At 72.1% G+C, this 21,776-nt stretch carries 22 protein-coding genes; 17 read left to right on the top strand and 5 right to left on the bottom strand.

Annotated features, from left to right (window positions below; genetic code table 11):
• Positions 1-54: 54 nt before the first annotated feature.
• The 9 genes from JEK78_RS05425 (at position 55) to JEK78_RS05385 (ending at position 6,340) form a co-directional block, all read left to right on the top strand.
• Positions 55-399, top strand: a complete 345-nt coding sequence (locus tag JEK78_RS05425; RefSeq protein ID WP_200262969.1) for a DUF3817 domain-containing protein — start codon at positions 55-57, stop codon at positions 397-399.
• Positions 396-698, top strand: a complete 303-nt coding sequence (locus JEK78_RS05420; protein ID WP_200262968.1) for an MTH1187 family thiamine-binding protein — start codon at positions 396-398, stop codon at positions 696-698. The genes JEK78_RS05425 and JEK78_RS05420 overlap by 4 nt, the downstream gene beginning before the upstream one ends.
• A gap of 367 nt (positions 699-1,065) precedes the next feature.
• Complete coding sequence (locus JEK78_RS05415; RefSeq protein WP_200262967.1) at positions 1,066-2,175, top strand: SchA/CurD-like domain-containing protein; 1,110 nt, start codon at positions 1,066-1,068, stop codon at positions 2,173-2,175.
• Positions 2,176-2,225: 50 nt separating this feature from the next.
• On the top strand, positions 2,226-2,690 hold the full coding sequence (locus JEK78_RS05410; RefSeq protein WP_200262966.1) for a cupin domain-containing protein: 465 nt from the start codon (positions 2,226-2,228) through the stop codon (positions 2,688-2,690).
• Positions 2,687-3,955, top strand: a complete 1,269-nt coding sequence (locus tag JEK78_RS05405) for a beta-ketoacyl-[acyl-carrier-protein] synthase family protein (protein WP_200262965.1) — start codon at positions 2,687-2,689, stop codon at positions 3,953-3,955. The genes JEK78_RS05410 and JEK78_RS05405 overlap by 4 nt, the downstream gene beginning before the upstream one ends.
• On the top strand, positions 3,952-5,184 hold the full coding sequence (locus JEK78_RS05400) for a ketosynthase chain-length factor (RefSeq protein ID WP_200262964.1): 1,233 nt from the start codon (positions 3,952-3,954) through the stop codon (positions 5,182-5,184). Before JEK78_RS05405 ends, JEK78_RS05400 begins: the two co-directional genes overlap by 4 nt.
• 49 nt (positions 5,185-5,233) lie before the next feature.
• Positions 5,234-5,500 (top strand): acyl carrier protein, encoded by a 267-nt coding sequence (locus tag JEK78_RS05395; RefSeq protein WP_200262963.1) that lies wholly within the window; start codon positions 5,234-5,236, stop codon positions 5,498-5,500.
• 1 nt (position 5,501) lies between these two features.
• On the top strand, positions 5,502-5,978 hold the full coding sequence (locus JEK78_RS05390) for an SRPBCC family protein (RefSeq protein WP_200262962.1): 477 nt from the start codon (positions 5,502-5,504) through the stop codon (positions 5,976-5,978).
• Positions 5,979-6,001: 23 nt separating this feature from the next.
• Positions 6,002-6,340, top strand: a complete 339-nt coding sequence (locus tag JEK78_RS05385) for a TcmI family type II polyketide cyclase (RefSeq protein WP_200262961.1) — start codon at positions 6,002-6,004, stop codon at positions 6,338-6,340.
• A gap of 78 nt (positions 6,341-6,418) precedes the next feature.
• Here the strand turns inward: JEK78_RS05385 and JEK78_RS05380 are convergent, their stop codons facing one another.
• Both JEK78_RS05380 and JEK78_RS05375 read right to left on the bottom strand, forming a co-directional pair.
• Positions 6,419-7,387, bottom strand: coding sequence for an amidohydrolase family protein (locus JEK78_RS05380; protein ID WP_200262960.1), 969 nt, complete (start codon positions 7,385-7,387; stop codon positions 6,419-6,421).
• A gap of 49 nt (positions 7,388-7,436) precedes the next feature.
• A complete protein-coding gene (locus tag JEK78_RS05375; RefSeq protein ID WP_200262959.1) occupies positions 7,437-9,068 on the bottom strand; it encodes an FAD-dependent monooxygenase in 1,632 nt (543 codons plus the stop codon).
• Positions 9,069-9,211: 143 nt separating this feature from the next.
• Here JEK78_RS05375 and JEK78_RS05370 point away from each other — a divergent pair, with 143 nt between their 5' ends.
• From JEK78_RS05370 to JEK78_RS23220, 8 genes are all read left to right on the top strand, one after another.
• Positions 9,212-10,480 carry a cytochrome P450 gene (locus JEK78_RS05370; protein ID WP_200262958.1) on the top strand — a complete coding sequence of 423 codons (1,269 nt, stop codon included), beginning with the start codon at positions 9,212-9,214 and terminating at the stop codon, positions 10,478-10,480.
• Complete coding sequence (locus JEK78_RS05365) at positions 10,477-10,872, top strand: antibiotic biosynthesis monooxygenase family protein (RefSeq protein WP_242483274.1); 396 nt, start codon at positions 10,477-10,479, stop codon at positions 10,870-10,872. Before JEK78_RS05370 ends, JEK78_RS05365 begins: the two co-directional genes overlap by 4 nt.
• A 22-nt stretch (positions 10,873-10,894) precedes the next feature.
• Positions 10,895-11,404, top strand: coding sequence for a MarR family transcriptional regulator (locus JEK78_RS05360; protein WP_200262957.1), 510 nt, complete (start codon positions 10,895-10,897; stop codon positions 11,402-11,404).
• Positions 11,405-11,517: 113 nt separating this feature from the next.
• The gene (locus JEK78_RS05355; protein ID WP_200262956.1) at positions 11,518-11,856 is read left to right on the top strand and encodes a DUF3817 domain-containing protein; all 339 of its coding nucleotides are present in this window, start codon (positions 11,518-11,520) and stop codon (positions 11,854-11,856) included.
• A gap of 142 nt (positions 11,857-11,998) precedes the next feature.
• Positions 11,999-13,699, top strand: coding sequence for a methylmalonyl-CoA mutase family protein (locus JEK78_RS05350; protein WP_200262955.1), 1,701 nt, complete (start codon positions 11,999-12,001; stop codon positions 13,697-13,699).
• 317 nt (positions 13,700-14,016) lie between these two features.
• Positions 14,017-14,988 carry a tetratricopeptide repeat protein gene (locus JEK78_RS05345; RefSeq protein ID WP_200262954.1) on the top strand — a complete coding sequence of 324 codons (972 nt, stop codon included), beginning with the start codon at positions 14,017-14,019 and terminating at the stop codon, positions 14,986-14,988.
• 482 nt (positions 14,989-15,470) lie between these two features.
• Positions 15,471-16,013: a DUF6230 family protein gene (locus JEK78_RS05340; RefSeq protein WP_200262953.1), complete on the top strand. Its 543-nt coding sequence runs from the start codon at positions 15,471-15,473 to the stop codon at positions 16,011-16,013.
• On the top strand, positions 16,010-16,669 hold the full coding sequence (locus tag JEK78_RS23220; RefSeq protein WP_242483273.1) for a DUF6114 domain-containing protein: 660 nt from the start codon (positions 16,010-16,012) through the stop codon (positions 16,667-16,669). Before JEK78_RS05340 ends, JEK78_RS23220 begins: the two co-directional genes overlap by 4 nt.
• A 138-nt stretch (positions 16,670-16,807) precedes the next feature.
• Here JEK78_RS23220 and pyk read toward each other — a convergent pair whose 3' ends face one another.
• The 3 genes from pyk to pta form a co-directional block, all read right to left on the bottom strand.
• Positions 16,808-18,238 (bottom strand): pyruvate kinase, encoded by a 1,431-nt coding sequence (pyk, locus tag JEK78_RS05330; protein ID WP_200262952.1) that lies wholly within the window; start codon positions 18,236-18,238, stop codon positions 16,808-16,810.
• Positions 18,239-18,311: 73 nt separating this feature from the next.
• Positions 18,312-19,469, bottom strand: coding sequence for an acetate kinase (locus JEK78_RS05325; protein WP_242483365.1), 1,158 nt, complete (start codon positions 19,467-19,469; stop codon positions 18,312-18,314).
• Positions 19,470-19,525: 56 nt separating this feature from the next.
• Positions 19,526-21,658, bottom strand: coding sequence for a phosphate acetyltransferase (pta, locus tag JEK78_RS05320; RefSeq protein ID WP_200262951.1), 2,133 nt, complete (start codon positions 21,656-21,658; stop codon positions 19,526-19,528).
• Between the last annotated feature and the right edge of the window lie 118 nt (positions 21,659-21,776).

The raw sequence follows: 21,776 nt of genomic DNA, 5'->3' as shown, positions 1-21,776 counted from the left end.
GGCGCTTGTGCGCGCGTTCACAAGAAGATCTCGACTCTCACCGAAGGTGCCCGCGTGGACCTCAAGACCGCAAGCTCCCTCCGCCGACTCCGCCTGGTCTCGGCGCCCGAGGCGATCTCCTTCCTGCTGCTCCTCGTCTGCTCGGTGCTCCGCCGCACCACCGAGTTCGACGCGGTGCCGGTGATGGGCATGGTGCACGGCCTGCTCTTCGTGCTCTACGTGCTCTTCTGGGCGGACGCCTGGAACCGTGCCAAGTGGTCGCTGCCGACCGCCGCCGGGTACTTCGTCCTCTCGCTCCTGCCGGCGGGCGGCTTCTACGCCGACCGACGGCTGCGCCGCGAGGCCGAGGCGGCCGTCGTCGCCGCCCGGCCGGGGCGGGAGAAGGTGGTGGGCGCGTGATCGTCGCCTTCTCCGTGACGCCGCTGGGCGTCGGCGAAGAGGTGGGGGAGTACGTGGCGGAGGCCGTACGGGTGGTCCGCGAGTCCGGTCTGCCCCACCGCACGGACGCCATGTTCACCTCCGTGGAGGGCGATTCCTGGGACGAGGTCATGGACGTCGTGCGCCGGGCCGTCGCCGCGGTCGAGGCCCGGGCACCCCGGGTCTCCCTGGTTCTGAAGGCCGACATCCGCCCCGGCGTCACGGACGGGCTGCGGACCAAGGTGGAGACGGTGGAACGCCTCCTCGCAGCCGACCGATAGCCACACCCGGCACCCCTGGGCGACCCAACCCTACGAATGGCTCGATCAACCCGATCAAGACGGTAGAGCCGACTGAGACCCTCCCCGCCGATCGGACGCCGGCTCCCCGGGGATCTCCTCGGTCCCCAGGCCCGGGGAGCCGGCGGCGCGCCCCGCGTCCGGCGGCGCCGGGGCGCCGAGGGCGGGCCCTTCGGCCGCCGTCGCGGCCGGGGCCGGCGACCACCTCGCGAGCCCTCCCCCCTTTGGCTCGCGCGGCTCGCGGACCCCGAGGTGCTGACCCACGATGAGGGCACAGGGCCGGAACCCGTGTCCGCGCAGCGGGACTCGGGCGGCGGCCGTCAGCCTCCGCGAAGGAAGGGTCCGCCGGATGACCACTTCGCCCGCCATCTGCCAGTCCGCGTTCGACGGGTCCAGGGTGCGCGTCCTCCTCGTCGTCGACCTCCACGAAGGCACCGAGCATAAGTTCCTGGACGCGTACGAGCGGATGCGCGGTCAGGTCGCGTCGGTCCCCGGCCACCTCGGCGACCAGCTGTGCCAGTCCGCCGACGATCCCCGACAGTGGCTCATCACCAGTGAGTGGGTCGCCGCACCGCCCTACCTCGCCTGGGTCAACAGCGAGGAACACCTGGAGACCGTCGGGCCGTTGCGGGAGTGCGTCCGGGACCTGCGGGCGACGCGCTACGGCGTCGTCCGCGAGACCGGCGTCGCCCACACGGAGACCGGCGGACTCCAGACGGCCGTCCGGGTCGGCGACGGAGTCGTCCGACACGCCCTGACCTTCACGGTCACGCCCGGCTCCGAGTCCAAGGTCGCGGAGATCCTGGCCGGCTACGCGCCGCCGGAGGCCCGTGTCGACGAGAGCACCAGACTGCGCCGCACCACCCTGTTCATGCACGGCAACCGGGTCGTGCGGACCGTCGAGGTGGAGGGCGACCTGACGAAGGCGCTGCGCCACGTCTCGCGCCGGCCCGAGGTGCGGGCCGTCGAGGAGGCGATCAACCCCTATCTCGAACGCCACCGCGACCTCACCGACCCGGACTCCGCACGCGACTTCTTCGCGCGCGCCGCCATGCCGCCGGTGCACCACGTGGCCCGCGGCGGACCGGAACCGGCCGGACTGACCCGCCACGCGCTGCACTACCCGGCCCGGCCGGGTTGCGGGACGGCGCTGGCGCGGCTGCTCGCCAGGCAGGACGAGATCGCGGCGGCGGACCCCGCCGACCCGGTCTTCCGCGGCACGGTCTTCCAACGCGAGGACACCGTCGTCCGGCTGATCGACGTGGTCGGGGACCCCGAGGCCGACCCGGTCGCCGCGCTGGGTGTCCGAGGGCCTCGGAAGGCCGCCGTGCTGACCCGGTTGCTCGACCGCGCGGCCCTGGGCGTGGAGACGGCCCCGCCCGGGGCACGCGGGGTGAACCGGCTGCTGGCCCACGCCGGGATGTCACTGATCACCGACCGCGTCGCCGCACCGTACTGAACGCGCCGCTCCCCCCACTCACCTCCCCCACGGACCACCAGGAGACGACCATGGACAAGATGCGCCCGCGCATCGTGGACCTCGACGACGCCGAGCCCAACCGCAAGCGCGGCGGCGACCTGCGGACCCTGCTGACACCGGTCACGGTGGGCTCCACGAGCGGGTTCATGGGCGTCGCCATCATCCGCCCCGGCGAACGGATCAGCGAGCACTACCACCCGTACTCCGAGGAGTTCGTGTACGTCATCGAGGGCCGCATGGAGGTGGACCTCGACGGTGAGACCCTTCCCCTCCGAGCCGACCAAGGCCTCATGATCCCCATCGACATGCGGCACCGCTTCCGCAACGTGGGCGACGAGGAGGCCCGCATGGTCTTCCACCTGGGGCCGCTCGCGCCCGACCCCAAACTCGGACACGTGGACACCGAGGCGGTCCCGGGCGGCGCCGACCACAAGCCCTACCCCCGCGTCCAGGAGGAGGGTGCGCGATCCGACCGGCCAGGGGTCCTGTCGTGACCCGGCGCGTGGCGGTCACCGGGATCGGTGTCGTCGCCCCCGGCGGGATCGGGGTGCCCGCCTTCTGGGACCTCCTCTCCGAGGGGCGCACCGCGACCCGCGGGATCACCCTCTTCGACCCCGAGGGGCTGCGGTCCCGGATCGCCGCGGAGTGCGACTTCGACCCTCTGGCGCACGGGCTGACACCGCGGACCGTGGCGAGCTGCGACCGCTACATACAGTTCGCACTCGCCGCGGCGGCGGAGGCTGTCGACGACAGTGGCGTCGACCCGGCGGCTCAGGACCCCTGGCGGGTGGCGGTGTCGCTGGGCAGCGCGGTCGGCGGAACGACCCGCCTGGAACACGACTACGTCCTGGTCAGTGAGGGCGGCCGGCGCTGGGACGTGGACCACGAGGCCGCGCGGCCCCAGCTCCACCGCGCGTTCTCCCCGAGCACGCTGGCGTCCGAGGTGGCGGAGTGGTTCGGCGCCCGCGGACCGGTCCAGACCGTCTCCACCGGCTGCACGTCGGGGCTGGACGCCGTGGGATACGCCCTGCACACCATCGAGGAGGGGCGCGCCGACGTCTGCATAGCGGGCGCGTCCGACTCCCCGATCTCCCCGATCACCATGGCCTGCTTCGACGCCATCAAGGCCACCTCCCCCCACAACGACGATCCCGCGCACGCCTCCCGCCCCTTCGACCTCGACCGGGACGGCTTCGTCATGGGCGAGGGCGCGGCCGTGCTGGTGCTGGAGGAACTGCGACACGCGCGGGCTCGGGGAGCGCACGTCTACTGCGAGATCAGCGGCTACGCCACCTACGGCAACGCCTATCACATGACCGGACTGACCAGCGAGGGCCTGGAGATGGCCCGGGCCGTCGACGACGCCCTGGCGCACGCCCGCCTAGACCCGAAGGACGTCGACTACGTCAACGCGCACGGCTCGGGAACCCGGCAGAACGACCGACACGAGACCGCCGCCGTCAAACGCTCCCTGGGGTCGCACGCCTACGACATTCCCATGAGTTCGATCAAGTCCATGGTGGGCCACTCGCTGGGGGCCATCGGCGCCATCGAGGTGGTCGCCTGCGTGCTCGCGCTGGCTCGCCAAGTGGTCCCGCCGACGGCCAACTACGAGACACCGGACCCCGAGTGCGACCTGGACTACGTGCCCCGCACGGCCCGCCCGCGCAGGCTCGACACCGTGCTCTCCGTGGGGAGCGGTTTCGGCGGGTTCCAGTCCGCGGTGCTGCTGACGGGGCCCGGCGGGAGGAAGCGATGAGCGACCGGGAGACCCGCCGCGGCGTGATCACCGGGATCGGTGTGGTGGCGCCCAACGGACTGGACGCCGAGACCTACTGGAAGTCGGTCAAGGAGGGCACGAGCGTACTGGACCGGATCACCCGGGCGGGCTGCCAGGAGCTGCCGCTCCGGGTCGCCGGCGAGGTTCGCGGCTTCGACCCCGGCGCTCTCGTGGAGAGCACGTTCCTCGTCCAGACCGACCGCTTCAGCCACTTCGCGCTCGTCGCCGCCGACGCGGCCCTGCAGAACGCGGGGCTCGCCGGCGAGGCGGCCGAGTCGCCCTACTCGGTGGGCGTGGTCACCGCCGCCGGCTCCGGCGGCGGCGAGTTCGGCCAGCGCGAGCTCCAGAAGCTGTGGGGCCAGGGGTCCCGTTTCGTCGGTCCGTACCAGTCGATCGCGTGGTTCTACGCGGCCAGCACGGGCCAGATCTCCATCCGCGGCGGTTTCAAGGGACCCTGCGGTGTGGTGGCCAGCGACGAGGCGGGCGGCCTCGACGCCGTCGCCCACGCCGAACGGGTCGTGCGGCGGGGCACGGACGTCGTGGTGGCGGGGGCGGCCGAGGCGCCGCTCGCCCCCTACTCGGGGGTGTGTCAGCTCGGATACCCCGAACTGAGCACCGAGGACGACCCGGCGCGCGCCTACCGGCCGTTCACCGCGGCGGCCCGCGGGTTCGTCCCCGCCGAGGGTGGTGCCGTCCTGGTGGTCGAGGACGAGAACCGCGCCCGACGCCGGGGTGCCGACGTCCGCGCCGTCGTGGCGGGGCACGCCGCCACGTTCAGCGGCGCTGGGCGCTGGGACCGCTCCAGGGAGGGGCTGGCGGCGGCGATCCGGGGCGCGCTGACCGAGGCGGGATGCGCACCGGAAGAGGTCGACGTGGTCTTCGCGGACGCCCTGGGCACCCCGGAGGCGGACGCCGCCGAGGCCGGTGCACTGGTGGACGCCCTCGGAGGGCACGGTGCCCGGGTTCCCGTCACCGCTCCCAAGACCGGCATCGGGCGCTCCTACTGCGGGGCGCCCCTGTTGGACGTGGTGGCGGCGGTCCAGTCCATGGAGCACGGACAGATCCCGCCCACCCCGAACGTCTTCGACGTCTGTCACGACATCGATCTGGTGACCGGCTCCGCGCGTGTCGCCGAGCCGCGCACGGCCCTGGTCCTCAGCCGGGGACTCATGGGTTCCCACGCGGCGCTCCTGCTGCGCCGCTCATGATCCGGCACGCCGTCCGGCACGCCGACCCGTACGACGAAGGAGAACGCGCATGAGTACCGAAGTGACCCGCTTGACGGTCGAGGATCTGGCCGAGCTGATGAAGAAGTCCGCTGGGGTGGTCGTCGACGCGCAGGAGCTGGCGCGTCGCGAGGCCGCCCCGTTCGGCGAGTTCGGCCTGGACTCGCTCGGGCTCCTGGGCATCGTGGGGGAGTTGGAGAACAAGCACGGACGGCCGTTGCCGACGGACGCCGAGCGGTGCCGCACGCCCCGCGACTTCCTGGACATGGTCAACGGCGCGCTCACGACGGGAGCCTGACATGGCGGGACACACCGAGAACGAGATCACCATCGCCGCCCCTCTCGACCTCGTCTGGGAGATGACCAACGACCTGGCCCGTTGGCCGAGCCTGTTCAGCGAGTACGCCTCCTGCGAGGTGCTGCGCAGGGAGGGCGACACCGTGACCTTCCGGCTGACGATGCATCCGGACGAGAACGGCAAGGTATGGAGCTGGGTGTCGGAGCGGGTGGCCGACCGGGACGCGCTCGTCGTCCGTGCCCGCCGGGTCGAGACCGGCCCCTTCGCCTACATGAACATCGTCTGGACGTATGAGGAGACCTCCGCCGGTGTCCGGATGCACTGGAGGCAGGACTTCGCGATGAAGCCCGACGCCCCGGTGGACGACGCGGGCATGACGGAGATCATCAATCGCAACTCGCCCGTCCAACTCGCCTTGATCCGGGATCGGATCGAGGAGGCCGCGGGGGAGCGGCGGACCGCCACCACCCCCGCCTGAGCGGCGCCTTCCGAGGAGAACCCATGCATCATGCCCTGATCGTCGCCAGGATGGCCCCGGGGTCGGCGCCGGACATCGCCGGTGTCTTCGCCGACTCCGACCGGGGCGAGTTGCCGCGCCTCGTCGGTGTGACCCAGCGTTCCCTGTTCCGGTTCGGCGACATCTACATGCACTTCATCGAGGCCGAACGGGATCCGGGGCCCGCCATCGCCCGGGTCTCCGCCCACCCGGAGTTCCTCGACGTCAGCAAGCGGCTGGAGGCGTACGTCAGTCCGTACGACCCGAAGACCTGGCGCGGACCGAAGGACGCGATGGCCGACCGGTTCTACCACTGGCGGCGGGAGTCGGCCCCCGCCCGCTGAACCGACGCGCGTTCGTGCCGCCGCCCGCGACCTTCTCGTCGCGGGCGGCGGCACGCGCGCGGTGGGTGGGGAGGGCGGCTAGGACGGGCGGGGCAGGGCGGGCAGCAGGCGGAGGGCGTTGTCACGGTTGACGGCCCGCAGTTGTCGAGGCGACAGCGCCGGGTCGGCATCCAACGCCGGAGCCACGGTGTCCGCGACGACCCACGCCGGGGTGGGCGGCCAGTCCGTGCCGAACACGATGCGCTCGGGGTCGACCGTCGCCAGCAGGGTGGGTGTGGCCGACGGCGACATGGGGCCCGCCGTGTCGAAGTAGAACCGGTGCAGGTAGTCCCGGACCCGACCGGGCTCGATACCGGGTTCGATCCGGTCGCCGAACAGTTCCAGCCGCGCGGCCATGTAGGGGAGGAACCCGCCGCCGTGCGGCAACACGAAGCTCAGGTGGGGGTATCGGTCCAGGGTTCCGTTGCGGATGAGGTTGATCGCCGCGCGGGTGGTGTCCATGAGGAAGTCGCAGACGAAAGGCGGTGTCCCCGGCAGGCCGGCCGTGCCGTCCTTCCCCGCCGCCACCTCCATGGGGTGCGTGCTGACCACCGCGTGTCGCTCGTTCAACTCCCGCAGCAGGCGGTCGTGGGACGCGTCGCCGAGGAAGACCCCGTCCACACTGGTGCGGGTGCTCACCCCCACCGCCCCGAGGTCGTCCAGGCCGTGACGCAGGCTCCAGGAGGACAGTTCGGGGTCGTCGAGGAAGACCGGGGTGAAGAAGGCGAAACGCCCCGGATCGCCGGCGACGACGTCGGCCGCGGCCCGCAGCGCGACGGCCGCGCTCTCCCGTCGCGTGTCGCGGTCGCGGAACCGGCCGAGCATCGCCACGGTCATCACGGCCGTCTCGATGCCGGTCTTGTCCATCAGTTCGAGTGCGGCGTCGCGGTCCCAGCGGGTCCACCAGGGCAGCTTCCCGCGATCCACCAGGCCGCGTTCCTCCGCCCAGTCCAGCCAGGCCGGAGCGGTGAAGTGGTGGTGGACGTCGACGCGTCCCGCTGCGGTCATCGGGTCCCTCCTCGGTGGATCCGGTCTTCGTCCCGGACGGCCCCCGGTGTCAGTCGCGGCCGAGCACGGACCGCAGCACCTTCGTCAGGACCCGGTCGGCGTCGGGCATCGCGGCGTCCGTCCGCCAGGCCACGAACCCGTCCGGCCGGACCAGGACGGCGCCGTCCTCGGTCGTGCCGTGCGACTCGGCCCAGTCGGCCCCCCGATCGGGGACCAGGTCGTGGTCGGGCCCGGTGCCCACCAGGTAGGCGCGGACCGGGACGTTCAGGTTGTCCGACGCCCGTTCCACCGCGGTCCTCCACTTCTGCCCGCCCGATCCGGCGAGCAGGACGAAGGCGTCCTCGTACAGGTCAAGGGTGGAGATCCTGCCGTGCTCGGCCCGCACCCACATGTGGGGGGCTCGGCTGCCGGGCTCGCCGCCCAACTGGAACGACTCCGGCAGGACCGGCCGCTCCTGCGGAGCCCCGACCACCGCGTCGGAGGCGTAGCGGTAGCACAGGGCCACCGTCATCAGGTCCGCCGGATCGTCGTTGCGGCCCGTCTGGGGGGCGAAGCCCGGGTGCTGTTCGTCCGCGGCCTGCAGGCAGGCCCTGGCCCCGGTCGCCAGGGCGACCGGTCGCCGCTCCCGCTCATAGGAGTCGAGCAGCCCGGTTCCCGCCCAGCCGCGGAGCACGGCGGCGAGTTTCCACGCGAGGTTGTGCGCGTCCTGGATGCCGGTGTTGGAGCCGAACGCCCCGGTCGGGGGCATCTCGTGCACAGCGTCGCCGGCGAGGAGGACCCGGCCGACGGAGTAGCGGTCGGCCACTCGCTTGGAAGCGTGCCAGGGCGCCTTCCCGGTGATCTCGACGTCGAGTTCCTCGACGCCCACGGCCGCGCGGATGTGGTTGGCGATCCGTTCGTCGGTGAAGTCCTCCAGAACCTCGCCGTCGTCCGGGCGCCAGGGCACGTGGATGACCCAGCGTTCCTCGTTGTCGACCGGCAACAGGGCCCCCTCGCCCCGGGGGTCGGTGACGTAGCAGACGACGAACCGCCTCTCCCCGACGTGGCGTTGTAGGCCCCTGCTGCGGAAGGTGACGCTGACGTTGTGGAACAGTTCCCCCGGACCCGACTGGCCGATGCCCAACGCCTGCCGCACGGGGCTGCGCGGACCGTCCGCCGCCACCAGGAAGTCGGCCTCCACTCGACGGGTCTCGCCCGTCTCCCGACGGCGGACCAGCGCGGTCACCCCCTCCCCGTCCTGGTCGAAGGAGACCAGCTCCGCTCCGAACCGGATGTCGGCCCCTTGGCGGCGGGCGTGTTCCAGGAGCACCGGCTCCAGGTCGTTCTGGCTGCACAGACACCAGTCCGAGGAGCTGACCAGGGAGATGTCCACCCCCGCGGAGATGTCGCCGATGATCCAGCGACGCTCGGTCCCGGTCAGGGTGTCCACCTGCAGGATGCCGTCGTTCCCGGAGAGCACCCTCGCCGCCCGCCGGATGTGGGGCTCCAGCCCCGCCGTGCGGAACAGCTCCATGGTGCGAAGGTTGTTGCCCCGACCCCGCGGGTGCGTCGAGGTCGCCGCATGCCGCTCGACGAGCATGTGCTCGATGCCCAGCCGCCCCAGGAAGACCGACGTCGACAGGCCGACCAGGGACCCGCCGACGACGAGAACCGGTACCTTTTCCGCTGCGTGTCCGCTCACGTAGACGATGCTTACCAGGACGGACGGGTCCGCCACGCGCCGCGCCACGACCCGACCCGGATGGACCAGTGCTGTTTGCGGGGGCCGGCGTCCCGGGAAACCGTGGCACGACCACCGTATCCACGTCGACCCGGGGACCAGCCATGACGCAAGCGTTCGCACCCGAGGAGTCCGAGGCGTTCTCCTCCGAGCAGGCCGCCGCCGCGGCCTCGTCCTGCGGCCGGGAGTTCCGGGCCGACCCGCACCCCGTGTACGCCAAGCTCCGGGAGACCGCCCCGGTGTGCCCCATGAAGCCCCCGCACGGCGTGGAGACGTACCTGATCACCCGTTACGACGACGCCAGAGCCGCGCTCGCCGACCCGCGGCTGAGCAAGGACATGCACGGTGCCCTGGACGCCTACCACCGCATCTTCGGGGACTCCTCGGTGGCGCTTGACGACAACATGCTCTTCTCCGACCCTCCCAAGCACACGCGGCTCAGGAGGATCGTCGGGGGCACCTTCACCCCCAAGCGGGTGGAGGCGCTGCGTCCGCGCGTCCAGGAGATCACGGAGAGCCTGCTGGACCGACTTCCCGCCTCCGGCCCGGTGGATCTGCTCCCGGAGTTCTGCTTCCCGCTGCCGCTCCAGGTGATCTGCGAACTGTTGGGCATCCCCGAGAAGGAACGCCGGCAGGCGCAGGAGTGGTCCGCCACGGTCGCCCAGACCGGGTTCGGCCCCGAGGCGCGCAAGGCGCTTCAGGTGGCCGAGGGCAACCTCCGCGACTTCCTGGTGGACGTCTGCGCGCGCAAGCGCCGCGAGCCCGACGACGGACTGCTGAGCGCCCTGGTCAGCGCCAAGGACCAGGAAGGCTCCCTCACCGACAGCGAGCTGGTCTCGACGGCGTGGGTGCTGCTGTTCGCCGGCCACAAGACGACCGCCTACCAGATCGGCAACGCCGTCCACCACCTGCTCGACCGGCCCGACCAGAAGGCGCTGGCCCTCCGGGACGCGGACACCCTGGCGGCTGCCGTGGAGGAGATCTTCCGCTTCGAGACCTCCGTCGAGAACGCGACCTTCCGCTACGCCCGTGAGGACCTCGTCATCCGGGACACCCGCATCCCCAAGGGCGCGCTCGTACAGATCGCCATCGCCGGAGCCAACCGCGACCCGGAGGTCTTCACCTCCCCCGACGACCTCGACGTCCGTCGGCCGAACGCGCAGGCGGCCCACCTGACCTTCGGATACGGTCCGCACTACTGCGTCGGTGCGCCGTTGGCGCGGTTGGAGGTGCACACGGCGCTCACGGCGCTCTTCGAGCGCTTCCCCCGGATGGCGCGTGCCGCGGCGCCGTTGGAGGCGCGCTGGCTGACGGTCCCCTTCCCGGCGTTCCGCGGGCTGGCGGCCCTTCCCGTGGTGCTCGACCCGTCGTGACGGCGACCGGGAGCCCGGCCAGGGTGCGGGTGGTGCGCCTCCTTCGGGTGCGCGCGGGAAGGGAGGCCGACTTCCTGCGGTCCTACCGTGAGGTTCGGGAGAGCGCCGAGCGGGTCCCGGGCCATCTGGGCGAGGAGCTCTGCCGGTGCCTTGACGACCCCGAACGGTGGCTTCTCACCAGCGAGTGGGCGGGCGCGGAGGCCGTGGGACGGTGGCGGGAGGGCGCCGCGCACCGGGTCTTGGTGGAGTCGATGAACGCCTGTCTGCACGAGGACCGCTGGACCGCGGTCTTCCAGATCGAGGAGGTCGCCGACGCCGGGGGGGCGTGGGTCGACGTCCACCGGGGACGTGGCGGAGGACCGAAGGGCGAGACGAGGCTGACCGGCATGTGACCGGCCGGTAAGGTCTGGTGCCGTGCCGAAGCCGCTCAACCTCACCTTCGACCCCATCGCCCGCGCCGACGAGCTCTGGAAGCAGCGCTGGGGGAACGTGCCGTCCATGGCGGCGATCACGTCGATCATGCGGGCGCAGCAGATCCTGCTGGCCGAGGTCGACGCGGTGGTCAAGCCCTACGGTCTGACCTTCGCCCGCTACGAGGCGCTGGTGCTGCTCACCTTCTCCAAGGCGGGGGAGCTGCCGATGTCCAAGATCGGGGAGCGGCTCATGGTGCACCCCACGTCCGTCACGAACACCGTCGACCGCCTGGTGCGGTCCGGCCTGGTCGACAAACGCCCCAACCCGAACGACGGGCGCGGCACGCTGGCCTCGGTCACCGAGCGGGGGCGCGAGGTCGTGGACGCCGCCACGCGCGACCTGATGGCGATGGACTTCGGCCTGGGCGCCTACGACGCGGAGGAATGCGGCGAGATCTTCGCTCTGCTGCGTCCGCTGCGGGTCGCGGCGGGCGACTTCGACGAGGGCTGAGCCGCCCGCCGGACGTGCCCCCACCCGGCGCCCTCCCCAGGCTCGCCGGCCGGTCGGGGTGCGGGCTCCGGCCCCGCGCAAGATCGCCGGGGCGGGGTGGCTAGGCTCGGGGCATGAAGAAGAGCGTGCTGACCCGGTACCGGGTCATGGCCTACGTCACCGGTGTGCTGTTGATCCTGCTCACTCTGGGCATGATCGGCAAGTACCTGCTCGAAGTCCAGGGCGCCGCCGACTTCACCCGTGTGGTCAGCATCGCGCACGGCTGGCTCTACGTCGTCTACCTCGTCTTCGCCTTCGACCTGGGGGCCAAGGCGAAGTGGCCGGTGGCCAAGCAGCTCTGGGTGCTGCTCGCCGGCACCGTCCCGGCCGCCGCCTTCTTCGTGGAGCGTCGCATCACCAGGGAGCTGGCGGCCGAGCCGGAGACACGGACTTCCGCCGTCGCCGCGCCGTAGCGCCCAGCCCGCCGTACTCCGCGCCGTCGGGCGCGACCAGGCGCGGCGCGGGGCGCCTCGCGCGGGCGCCCCGGACGCGTCGGCCACCCGATCGGCGGTGTCCCATCGACATTTACTTGGACGTCCTAGTAAATTTGAGGGCATGGACGCTGACGCCATCGAGGAGGGCCGCCGCCGTTGGCAGGCCCGGTACGACGCCGCGCGCAAGCGCGAGGCGGACTTCACCACGCTCTCCGGGGATCCCGTCGATCCCGTCTACGGGCCACGGCCCGGGGACCGCTACGAGGGGTTCGAGCGCATCGGCTGGCCGGGGGAGTACCCCTTCACCCGGGGCCTGCACGCGACCGGATACCGGGGGCGCACCTGGACGATCCGGCAGTTCGCCGGCTTCGGGAACGCCGAGCAGACCAACGAGCGCTACAAGATGATCCTCGGCCACGGCGGGGGAGGGCTCTCGGTGGCCTTCGACATGCCCACCCTGATGGGTCGGGACTCCGACGATCCGCGCTCGCTCGGCGAGGTCGGCCACTGCGGGGTCGCCATCGACTCGGCGGCCGACATGGAGGTGCTCTTCCGGGGCATCCCGCTCGGCGAGGTCACGACCTCGATGACGATCAGCGGGCCCGCGGTGCCCGTCTTCTGCATGTACCTGGTCGCCGCCGAGCGGCAGGGCGTCGACCACGCCGTCCTGAACGGCACGCTCCAGACGGACATCTTCAAGGAGTACATCGCCCAGAAGGAATGGCTCTTCCAGCCCGAGCCGCACCTGCGCCTGATCGGCGACCTGATGGAGTACTGTGCGGCCGGAGTCCCCGCCTACAAACCTCTCTCCGTCTCCGGGTACCACATCCGGGAGGCCGGGGCCACGGCCGCGCAGGAGCTCGCCTACACGCTCGCGGACGGCTTCGGCTACGTGGAGCTGGGGTTGAGTCGCGGGCTCGACGTGGACGTCTTCGCGCCCGGTCTGTCCTTCTTCTTCGACGCCCACCTGGACTTCTTCGAGGAAATCGCCAAGTTCCGGGCCGCGCGCCGGATCTGGGCGCGCCGGATGCGGGACGTCTACGGAGCCACCAGCGACAAGGCGCAGTGGTTGCGGTTCCACACTCAGACGGCCGGCGTCTCGCTGACCGCGCAGCAGCCCTACAACAACGTGGTCCGCACGGCCGTGCAGGCCCTGGCGGCGGTGCTCGGCGGAACCAACTCGCTCCACACCAACGCCCTGGACGAGACGCTGGCGCTGCCCAGCGAGCAGGCCGCCGAGATCGCCCTCCGCACCCAGCAGGTCCTCATGGAGGAGACGGGTGTCGCCAACGTCGCCGACCCGCTCGGCGGGTCCTGGTTCGTCGAGCGACTCACGGACCGGATCGAGGCGGACGCCGAGGAGATCTTCCAGCGGATCACCGAGCGCGGAGCGCGGGCCCACCCCGACGGACACCACCCGATCGGGCCCATGACCTCGGGCATCCTGCGCGGGATCGAGGACGGCTGGTTCACCGGCGAGATCGCCGAATCGGCCTTCCGCTACCAGCAGTCGTTGGAGAAGGGCGAGAAGCGCGTCGTCGGTGTCAACGCCCACACCGGATCCGTCACCGGGGACCTGGAGATCCTCAGGGTCAGCCACGAGGTGGAGCGCGATCAGGTGAAGGCCTTGCGCGAGCGCAAGGACGCCCGGGACGCCGCCGCGGTGCGCTCCGCCCTCGACGCCATGATCGAGGCGGCCCGCTCGGGCGACAACATGATCGAACCCATGCTGCGGGCGGTCCGGGCGGAGGCCACGCTCGGCGAGATCTGCGACGCGCTGCGCGACGAATGGGGGGTCTACACGGAGCCCGCGGGCTTCTGACCCGAGACCCCGCACCCCCGGCCGGGCTCCGGCGGGGGTACGCCCCGCCGGAGCTCCGGGCCGGGGCGTGCCCCGCCCCCCACCGGAGCTCCGGTGGGGTCCCCGACTCCGCCGCGCGCTGGGTGCCACCGCGCCCTCCAGCGTCGGAACAGCCCCGCGTCACGCCCTCGGCGGACGGCGGGCGTGTCCGAATCGCCGAGGGGCGTCCCGGCGGCGATGTGAGGGTCCCCGGTGGCCCGCTCCCGGTGTCGCGGCCCGCCGGCGGGCATTCCCGGCCCGTTTTCACGGACACGCGCCCGACAGGGGAGGATGGGCACATGCAGCCACGGAACATGTCCATGAGCGGGGCCGTCGACCTCGCCGCGGTGAAGGCGGCCCAGGAGGCCAAGAGCAAGGCGGAACAGGCCCGCGCCGAAGCGGCCCGGCAGGGCGGAGGTGGCGCGGTCTCGCCCGCCGCCCTCGTGATCGACGTCGACGAGGCGGGTTTCGAGACCGACGTTCTCCAGCGGTCCACGGAGGTCCCGGTCGTCATCGACTTCTGGGCCGAGTGGTGCGAGCCGTGCAAGCAGTTGAGTCCGGTCCTGGAGCGGCTCGCCGCCGAGTACGCCGGGCGTTTCGTGCTCGCCAAGATCGACGTCGACGCCAACCAGATGCTGATGCAGCAGTTCGGCGTCCAGGGAATCCCGGCGGTCTTCGCGGTCGTCGCCGGCCAGGCCCTTCCGCTCTTCCAGGGGGCGGCCGGAGAGGCGCAGATCCGGCAGACGCTGGACCAGCTGGTGCAGGTCGCCGAGGAGAGGTTCGGTCTGACCGGTCTGACCGTCGACGCCGACGCCGACCCGGGTGGGGGGGAGGCCGCGGAGCGTCCCGCCGGCCCCCACGACGCCGCGCTGGAGGCCGCCGTGCGGGCGTTGGACGCGGGGGACCTGGGCGGCGCCGCCCAGGCCTACCGCAACGTCCTCGCCGACGACCCCGGCAACACCGAGGCCAAGCTCGGCCTGGCCCAGACCGAGTTGCTCCAGCGGGTGCGGGGCCTCGACCCGCAGGCGGTCCGCAAGGAGGCTGCGGACCGTCCGGACGACGTCGCGGCGCAGATCACGGCGGCCGACCTCGATCTGGTCGGTGGTCACGTGGACGACGCCTTCGGACGGCTCATCGACACCGTCTCGCGCACGGCGGGCGAGGAGCGGGACGCCGTCCGGGTCCGGCTGTTGGAGCTGTTCGAGGTCGTGGGAGCGGAGGACCCCCGGGTGATCGCGGCCCGCCGCGCCTTGGCGCGCGCGCTGTTCTGACCCTTCGGAGGGGCGAAAAGCGGCCGCGTTTTGCCGAATCTTGGCAATCGCGGCCGCTGTTACTTCCCGTGACTCCGCTCGGATCCTCTGTGTGATTCTGCCCGATGTGCCCCGGAGTCGGCCCGGCTCGGACCGACACGCTGCGTAGGTACGCCGAGCCGTCGTCGGCCCCGCTGCCCCTTTCTTGGCTACCGCCGAGTAGCGAACCTCTTGTGCGGGCGGCCGGAATGCACCACGATCGGCGACGCCCGGTGCTCCACACGACGGCGGTCGCGGTGCGCCGCGGACCCCGGGTTCCCGCGAGTGAGGGCGATCGCGCTTCGCGCCGGGTGGGTCGTTCACCCATCGGCGCGATCCTCCCCCAGGTGAGGTCGCGCGTGTGCGACCGGTGCGAGGTGCGCGGGCGCTTTCCGTGCCGAGACGCCGCGCCTGTCCCGTCCCACCGGGCGCGAACCCGCGGGCGGGCGACCGAAGGAGGAAGCATGGAGCCCCCGGTGCCGGGCGGGACCAGATGGAATCGGTTCGCCGTGGTGATGGTCGCCGGCCTCGCCGCCGCGGTCGCGGTCTGCGTCGGCCTGGCCCAGGGAGCCCTCGCCGCGTCGTTCAGCGTCTCGGGGCAGCGGTTCAAGGCCACCGCCGTGCATCTGCGCGGTGACGGCCTGGCCCGGTACGACGGCGTCGACACGATCCGGACCTCCGTCGCGGGCGAGCGGAGGGCCGTGTCGGTGGCGATCTCCTCCTTCGAGGACGCCACGATCACCGGGATGTGTCAGTCGGCCCGGGTGGACGTGCCGCTCCTGGGGAGCGTCTACCTCCGACTGGAGGCGGGCGACGACGCGCGCGACCCGGTGGTCGCCGAGAACCTGTTCATCGACGTGGCTCAGCTCGACGCCGCCACCACCGGGGTGGGGTCGGCCGACCTGTACGACGTCGAGCAGACCGCGTGGGCGACGATCGCCGGGACCTTCCGGCTGAACGGTCTGTCGACGCGCCTCGGCAGGGACCCCGCGACGGAGTGCCGGTGACCCCGCCCCCCGGGTCGAGCATCCGCCCGGCCCGGGAACAGGGGGAGCGTCGGTTCGCCCGCCCTTGCGGCCCGACCGGCGAGGCCCTTCGCACGGACCTCGACGTCACGGCCTCGGCCGCGCCGGACGTTCCTCCACCGGACCCGGCGAGTCGCCCGTCGAGCGACCCGACTCGGCGCCAGAACACCGGACGACCGACCCGGCCACGTCAGCGCTTTCGCGACTGGCGGGGCGGCAGGCCCTTCTGGGCCGGTCTCCTCACCCTGTCGGGCGCGCTCCCCATCGCCTGGTCCCCGTACACCGCCCTCACACTCGGTCACCTGACGATCGCCATGGCGACGCCCGCCGGCGCGGGGTCGCTGATCATCGGGGTGCTCCTGGTCACGTTGGGCCTGACCATGTGGTTCCGGCCGGCCGTCCGGGTGTTCGCCGGGGGTGCCGCGATCGTGCTGGCCCTGGTGTCCCTCGTGGTGTCCAACTTCGGCGGGTACCTCATCGGGTTCACCCTGGCCCTGATCGGAGGAGCGCTGTCGCTCTCCTGGGCGCCCGTCTCCCTCCGCCGGACGGGCCGCGGAATCCCCGGGCGACCCGGCTGTCCCTGCGGGGCGCCGACGACCGGGGCGTCGTGCGGGTCGGGGTCGTCGAGGGGTCGGTGACGGAGCGGCCCGCGACGCCTCGGGGCGGCCCCGAAGGCCCGGTCGGAACCCGCGCGTTCCCGGCAGGCGGCGGTGCGCCACGACCGACCGGCGCCGCCCCTTCGGGCCCGAGGCCCGGGGCGGCGCACCCGTGCGCCGTCAGTCGCGATCGCCGCTGCCCAGGTGGTGGACCCGGACCATGTTGGTGGTGCCGGGTACGCCGGGGGGCGAGCCGGCGGTGATGATGACGATGTCGCCGTCGTTGAACCGGTTCAGCCGCACCATCTCCTGGTCGACCAGCGCTACCATCTCGTCCGTGCTGTTCACGAACGGCACCACGTGCGGCTCCACCCCCCAGCTGAGCGCCAGCTGGTTGCGCGTGGACTCGTCCGTGGTGAAGGCGAGGATCGGCTGGGCCGCGCGGTAGCGGGACAGCCGCCGGGCGGTGTCGCCGGACTGGGTGAAGGCCACCAGACCCTTGCCGCCGAGGAAGTCGGCGATCTCGGCGGCGGCTCGGGCGACCGAACCGCCCTGCGTGCGGGGCTTCTTGCCCGGGACCAGAGGTTGCAGGCCCTTCGACAGGAGTTCCTGCTCGGCCGCCTGCACGATCTTCGACATCGTCTTGACGGTCTCGATCGGGTAGGCGCCGACACTCGATTCGGCAGACAGCATGACCGCGTCCGCGCCGTCCAGGATCGCGTTGGCCACGTCGGAGGCCTCCGCGCGGGTCGGTCGCGAATTGGTGATCATGGATTCCATCATCTGGGTCGCCACGATCACCGGTTTCGCGTTCCTGCGGCACAGTTCGATGAGGCGCTTCTGCACCATCGGGACCTTCTCCAGCGGGTACTCGACCGCCAGATCGCCCCGCGCCACCATGACCCCGTCGAACGCCATCACGACGTCGGTCATGTTCTCGACCGCCTGGGGCTTCTCCACCTTGGCGATGACCGGGACCCGACGCCCCTCCTCGTCCATGACGCGGTGCACGTCGCCGACGTCCGTGGCGTCCCGCACGAAGGACAGCGCGACCATGTCGCAGCCCATGCGAAGCGCGAAGCGGAGGTCGTCGACGTCCTTCTCGGACAGCGCGGGGACGTTGACGGCGGCGCCGGGGAGGTTGATGCCCTTGTGGTCGGAGACCACGCCTCCCTCGATGACGATCGTCCGCACCCGGGGGCCCTCGACGGAGGTGACCTTGAGCTCGACGTTCCCGTCGTTGATCAGCACCTGGTCGCCCTTGGCGACATCGCCGGGGAGCCCCTTGTACGTGGTGCCGCAGCTCGTCCGGTCGCCGGGAACGTCTTCGGTGGTGATGGTGAACTCGTCGCCCCGGACCAACTCGACGGGGCCCTCGGCGAAGGTGCCGAGCCGAATCTTGGGCCCCTGGAGGTCGGCGAGCACGCCGATGGCCTGTCCGCTCTCCTTGGCGGCGGCGCGGACCCGGTCGTAGCGGCCCTGGTGCTCGGCGTGGGTGCCGTGGCTGAAGTTGAAACGGGCCACGTTCATGCCGGAATCGATCAGCGCGACCAGTTGATCATGGGAGTCGACCGCGGGGCCGAGAGTACAGACGATTTTCGAACGGCGCATGGTGCGATCCTATCGGCAAGTTTCGTCGCGGAATATTCCGGCCGGCGGGAAAAACAAAGGTGCGGGAGGCTGCTCAGGTGAGATTTCCCGGCCCTTTGTCGCCTATTACCAGGGCGTAGGTCTGGGCCGCGATCTCCCATTCCTCTTCGGTCGGCACCACGGCCACCGCCACCCCCGCACCCGCCGGCGAGATCAGCCGCGGACGGTCCCCCGGGGCGGCGTTGAGGTCGGCGTCCACGGCCAGTCCCCACCCCTCCAGACCCGCGACGGCGGCCTCGCGCACCGGGGCCGCGTTCTCCCCCACGCCCGCGGTGAACGCCACGACGTCGACGCGGCCGAGGACGGCGGCGTAGGCGCCGATGTACTTCCGCAGCCGGTGAACGTAGATGTCGAAGGCCAGTCGGGCCCGTTCGTCGCCGGCGTCGACTCTCCTCAGAACCTCCCGCATGTCGTTGTCCCCGCAGAGTCCCAGCAGCCCGCTTCGCCGATTCAGGAGGGTGTCCACCTCGGCCACGGACATCCCGCCGACCCGGGTCAGGTGGAACACGACGGCCGGGTCGACGTCGCCCGAACGCGTGCCCATGACCAGTCCCTCCAGGGGAGTCATCCCCATGGAGGTGTCCACGCAGCGTCCGGCGCGCACGGCCGAGGCGGACGCGCCGTTGCCCAGATGCAGCACGATCACGTTCGTCTCCTCCGGCGCCTTGCCCACCAGCCTCGCGGCCGTCCGGGAGACGTAGGCGTGCGAGGTGCCGTGGAAGCCGTAGCGCCGCACCCGGTGGGCGTCGGCGGTCTCCGTGTCGATGGCGTACCGCGCGGCCGACTCCGGCATGGTCGCGTGGAAGGCGGTGTCGAAGACGGCGACCTGTGGCAGATCCGGGCGGAGGGCGCGGGCGGTCCGGATCCCGGTGAGGTTGGCGGGGTTGTGGAGTGGTGCCAAGGGGGCCAGGCGCTCGATCTCGGCGAGCACGACGTCGTCGACCCGGGTCGGCCCCGTGAAGCGTCGCCCCCCGTGGACCACGCGGTGGCCCACCGCGGCCAGGTCGGGAGAGTCCGGGCCCCACCCGTCCCGGGTCAGTTCCGCCGCGACCGCGTCGAGCGCTGCCCGATGGTCGGGGACGTCCCCCGACCACTCCCGGGTCCCCCCGTCCACCGGGGTGTGCCGCAGCCGACCCCGCCCCTCTCCGATCCGCTCGACGAGTCCGGAAGCCAGTCGCGTTTCCCCGCCCATGTCGAGGAGCCGGTACTTCAGCGAGGAGGAACCGCAGTTGAGGACGAGGACGTGGGTCACGATCGGTCCGCCTTCCGGCCCGCGGCCTGGGCCTGGATCGCCGTGATGGCGACCGTGTTGACGATGTCCTGGACGAGCGCGCCCCGGGAGAGGTCGTTCACCGGTTTGCGCAGGCCCTGGAGGACGGGCCCGACGGCGACCGCCCCCGCCGAGCGCTGCACCGCCTTGTAGGTGTTGTTCCCGGTATTGAGGTCCGGGAAGATCAACACGGTGGCCTGGCCCGCCACGTCGGACCCGGGGAGCTTGGTCGCCGCCACCGAGGGCTCCACGGCGGCGTCGTACTGGATGGGTCCCTCGACCCGCAGGTCTGGCCGGCGCGCGCGGACGAGCTCGGTGGCCGCGCGCACCTTGTCCACGTCGGCGCCGGTGCCGGAGGTGCCCGTCGAGTACGACAGCATCGCGATCCGCGGCTCCACCCCGAACCGGGCGGCCGTCGCCGCCGACTGGACGGCGATGTCGGCGAGTTGCCCGGCGTCCGGGTCGGGATTGACCGCGCAGTCCCCGTAGACCAGGACCCGGTCGGCGAGGCACATGAAGAAGACCGAGGAGACGACGGAAGCCGTCCCCCCCGCCTGCCGGCCCTCCTGCGACACCACGGCCCGGACGGCTCCCTCGGACTTGATGATCTCGAAGGCGGGGCGGATGGTCGCGGCGGTGGAGTGGGCGGAACCGGAGACCATACCGTCGGCCAGTCCCCGCTCCACCATCAGCGTCCCGAAGTAGTTCACGTCGGACACCACGTCGTGGGCCAACTCCAGTCCGACGCCCTTGTGCGCGCGCAGCGCGGCGTACCGCTCGGCGAAACCCTCCCGCAGGTCCGATCCGGCCGGGTCCACGATCAGACTGTCGCCGAGGTCGACGCCCAGATCCGCCGCCTTCTTGCGGATGGTGTCGACGGGTCCCAGCAGCGTCAGGTCGCAGACCCCCCGGCGCGTCAGCACCTCGGCGGCGCGCAGCACGCGTTCCTCGGTTCCCTCCGGCAACACCACCCGACGCCGGTCGGCGCGGGCCCGCTCCAGCAACATGTGCTCGAACATCATCGGAGTGACCCGATCCCCAGAGGGCGTGGAGACCCGGCGGCTGAGGTCGACCGTGTCCACGTGGCGTTCGAACACGCCGAGCGCCGTCTCGGCCTTGCGAGGAGTGGTCGCGCTCAGCCGGCCCTCCAGGCAGGACAGTCGCTCCGCGGTGTGGAAGCTGTTGCCCGGCACCGACAGCACGGGTGTGCCCGGCGCGAGCCGCCTGGCGAGGGCGAGCACCGCCTCGCCCGGGACCTCGTCGAGCGTGAGCAGCACGCCCGCTATCGGCGGGGTGCCCGCGCTGTGCGCGGCCAAGGCCGCGATGACGAGGTCGGCCCGGTCACCGGGGGTCACGACCATCGTTCCGGGGGTCAGGGCGGCCAGGAAGTTCGGCAGAGTGGCGCCACCGAAGACGAAGTCCAGGGCGTCCCTGGCCAGCCCGGAGTCGTCGCCCAGCACCACCCGGGCGCCCAGCGCCCGCGCGACCTGGGAGACCGTCGGCGCCGACAGCGCGAGTTCGTCGGGCAGCACCCAGCAGGGCACCGGGAGGTCGGCCAGTCGCTCGGCGATCTCGTCCCGGGACGACGGCGTCACCCGGTTCGCGACCAGGGCCAGGACGTCGCAGCCCAGGCCCTCGTAGGCGCGGTGGGCGTTGCGGATGTCCGCCCGCACCACGTCGGCCTCCCGCCCACGCCCGCCGACCACGGCCAGGACGGACGCCCCGAACTCGTTCGCCAGCCGTGCGTTGAGCGCCAACTCGTCCGGCAGCTGGGTCGCCGCGTAGTCGGTGCCGAGCACCAGGACGACGTCGTAGGCGCGGCTCACCGCGAGGAAGCGGTCGACGAGGGCCGACACCAGGGCGTCGGTGCCTCGCTCGGCCTGGAGCGCGGACGCCTCCGGGTAGTCCATCCCATACACCGTGGCCGGGTCCTGCGCGAGCCGGTAGCGGGCCCGCAGCAGTTCGAACATGCGATCAGGACGGTCGTGGACCAGAGGCCGGAAGACGCCGACCCGGTCGACCTGCCGGGTGAGGAGTTCCATCACCCCCAGTTCGACGATCTGACGACCGTCGCCGCGATCGACCCCGGTCAGGTACACGCTGCGCGTCACCCGTGCTCTCCGTTCCTCGTCCGCGCCCCTCGGGTCGTCGCGGACCCCGCCGCCATCGCCATCACCCTCCGAGGTGAGGGAGCCCCTCGACGGTACCCCCGGGTGAGGCCGAGTCCGT

Source organism: Streptomyces sp. HSG2, from assembly GCF_016598575.1.
Lineage (GTDB): Bacteria > Actinomycetota > Actinomycetes > Streptomycetales > Streptomycetaceae > Streptomyces.
This window is presented reverse-complemented; position numbering and strand designations above follow the sequence as displayed.

Bases quoted from the DNA above. Each gene is read 5' to 3' on its own strand.
- JEK78_RS05415 (WP_200262967.1), top strand. From the start codon at position 1,066: ATGACCACTTCGCCCGCCATCTGCCAGTCCGCGTTCGACGGGTCCAGG.
- JEK78_RS05410 (WP_200262966.1), top strand. From the start codon at position 2,226: ATGGACAAGATGCGCCCGCGCATCGTGGACCTCGACGACGCCGAGCCC.
- JEK78_RS05400 (WP_200262964.1), top strand. From the start codon at position 3,952: ATGAGCGACCGGGAGACCCGCCGCGGCGTGATCACCGGGATCGGTGTG.
- JEK78_RS05395 (WP_200262963.1), top strand. From the start codon at position 5,234: ATGAGTACCGAAGTGACCCGCTTGACGGTCGAGGATCTGGCCGAGCTG.
- JEK78_RS05390 (WP_200262962.1), top strand. From the start codon at position 5,502: ATGGCGGGACACACCGAGAACGAGATCACCATCGCCGCCCCTCTCGAC.
- JEK78_RS05385 (WP_200262961.1), top strand. From the start codon at position 6,002: ATGCATCATGCCCTGATCGTCGCCAGGATGGCCCCGGGGTCGGCGCCG.
- JEK78_RS05380 (WP_200262960.1), bottom strand. From the start codon at position 7,387: ATGACCGCAGCGGGACGCGTCGACGTCCACCACCACTTCACCGCTCCG.
- JEK78_RS05370 (WP_200262958.1), top strand. From the start codon at position 9,212: ATGACGCAAGCGTTCGCACCCGAGGAGTCCGAGGCGTTCTCCTCCGAG.
- JEK78_RS05355 (WP_200262956.1), top strand. From the start codon at position 11,518: ATGAAGAAGAGCGTGCTGACCCGGTACCGGGTCATGGCCTACGTCACC.
- JEK78_RS05350 (WP_200262955.1), top strand. From the start codon at position 11,999: ATGGACGCTGACGCCATCGAGGAGGGCCGCCGCCGTTGGCAGGCCCGG.
- JEK78_RS05345 (WP_200262954.1), top strand. From the start codon at position 14,017: ATGCAGCCACGGAACATGTCCATGAGCGGGGCCGTCGACCTCGCCGCG.
- JEK78_RS05340 (WP_200262953.1), top strand. From the start codon at position 15,471: ATGGAGCCCCCGGTGCCGGGCGGGACCAGATGGAATCGGTTCGCCGTG.
- pyk (WP_200262952.1), bottom strand. From the start codon at position 18,238: ATGCGCCGTTCGAAAATCGTCTGTACTCTCGGCCCCGCGGTCGACTCC.
- JEK78_RS05325 (WP_242483365.1), bottom strand. From the start codon at position 19,469: ATGGGCGGGGAAACGCGACTGGCTTCCGGACTCGTCGAGCGGATCGGA.